The organism is Vibrio sp. 10N.261.55.A10 (genome assembly GCF_041470825.1).
GTDB lineage: Bacteria > Pseudomonadota > Gammaproteobacteria > Enterobacterales > Vibrionaceae > Vibrio > Vibrio crassostreae_C.
The window spans coordinates 1-1,513 of sequence record NZ_JBFRNC010000128.1 but is presented as its reverse complement, the minus strand read 5'-3'; the positions used below and the strand labels follow the sequence as shown (position 1 = coordinate 1,513).

Sequence of the window (1,513 nt, the reverse complement as noted above, 5' to 3'; positions counted from 1 at the left end):
ACTCCGGGAGGCGCCTCCATAATTCAGAAAAAACCAGTCCTAGTGACTGGTTTTTTCGTTTCTGGCCCCGCTAAAAGCTTCCTACGTACCCATTTCAATGCTTATCAAAGAAATCTTTGTTACGGATATACTTGCTCATCAAGTGGTAAGAGAAAGGTCTTATCAGCCAACTAAAGATAGAGCGACCAAGGCGGATTAATGTAGGAGTGTTCTCATAGATTCGTCCGTTATAAAGCCAAAGCACTTTACCTACATGCCAATAGAGCAAAGGAACCGGTGGCATGAAGGTCACGATGTCGATGTCACAGCAAATTCGGTAGGTCTTCTTACTCATGCGATAGTGCTTTCGAAAGCTCCAATCACCAATGGCGGGTTGGCCAAAAGTCACTATTCGTTTAATACAGCCTGGGTACTTTTGATCAAAGTAATCAGCGAAGACACAACCGATAGCGCCTCCGGAAGAGTGGCCAGTAATAGACACTCTTTTTCCTTGTTCGATGAGAGGTGTGAGCGTGGCTTCCAAGCGCTCAATAACGGTTAAGCCAAGCTTATCTTCATTACGACTTGGCTGGCTCTCTTGAAACATTAGATGGTAGAAACCCGCATGCACACGATAATTGAGCCCAATTCTCTTACAGCTTCTGGTCCATAGAGCAAAGGTTAGTAGCCAATCTGAGATACTGTGCGATCCTTTGATTACCACAACCACTTCATCTTTGTCGCTACTCCACAACACTCTAATCATGGTTTTACCAAACTGGTTCTTGATGATGCGTTGTCCATTAGGGTCAAAACCATAGCGAGTCTGCTTAAAAACTCTAGGGTAGGCGAGGTTACAAAGAACGGCATAGCGCTCATATTGATATCGTTTTAGTGGTTTCACATGTTTACTTCTTAATAAGAGTTACTTCAAACTCTAATCGTTGAATGTGAAAAGCACATGAAAACGCCATTTGCTTGGTTTAAAACAATAAAATCACCGCATTCAATTGGTATTTGAATCAATGGTTGTCAGTGATTTGTCCGTTTAAATTAGAAATCCAAGTATAAGAACCGTACAAGCTGCACTAAATTTATTCTTTTGAGTTCGATAATTAATCACTTGAATTAAAAGATAAAATTTATTGTTGACGAATTTTTTCCTTCCGTTAAAGTACACCTCGTTCTCACGGCTTAGGTCGCTGAGAGATGGTGTTTTTACTTTTCAGTAATCGGCCTCGCAAGATTGCGTTGCCCTGGTGGTGGAATTGGTAGACACAAGGGATTTAAAATCCCTCGGCGTTCGCGCTGTGCCGGTTCAAGTCCGGCCCGGGGCACCATCTATCTAGCTTCTACATTTTGAGTAGAGTGATGAATAAAGAGTTGTTCTCTTAAATCACTATTAAAGGCGCCTTGGCAGAGTGGCTATGCAGCGGATTGCAAATCCGTGGACCTCGGTTCGACTCCGGGAGGCGCCTCCATTCTTTCTCTTAGTTTGATAAGTTAAGAGATAATAAGAATGAAAATGCGATAC

The 1,513-nt window shown here is 42.5% G+C and carries 1 protein-coding gene and 2 tRNA genes; 2 read left to right on the top strand and 1 reads right to left on the bottom strand.

What is annotated here, in order from left to right; all coding sequences use genetic code 11:
* Positions 1-94: 94 nt before the first annotated feature.
* Positions 95-883: a lipase family protein gene (locus tag AB4274_RS22060; protein WP_017064543.1), complete on the bottom strand. Its 789-nt coding sequence runs from the start codon at positions 881-883 to the stop codon at positions 95-97.
* A 349-nt stretch (positions 884-1,232) separates the two neighbouring features.
* Here AB4274_RS22060 and AB4274_RS22055 point away from each other — a divergent pair.
* A tRNA-Leu gene (locus AB4274_RS22055) sits at positions 1,233-1,319 on the top strand.
* A 67-nt stretch (positions 1,320-1,386) separates the two neighbouring features.
* A tRNA-Cys gene (locus AB4274_RS22050) sits at positions 1,387-1,460 on the top strand.
* The last annotated feature ends 53 nt before the right edge of the window (positions 1,461-1,513 follow it).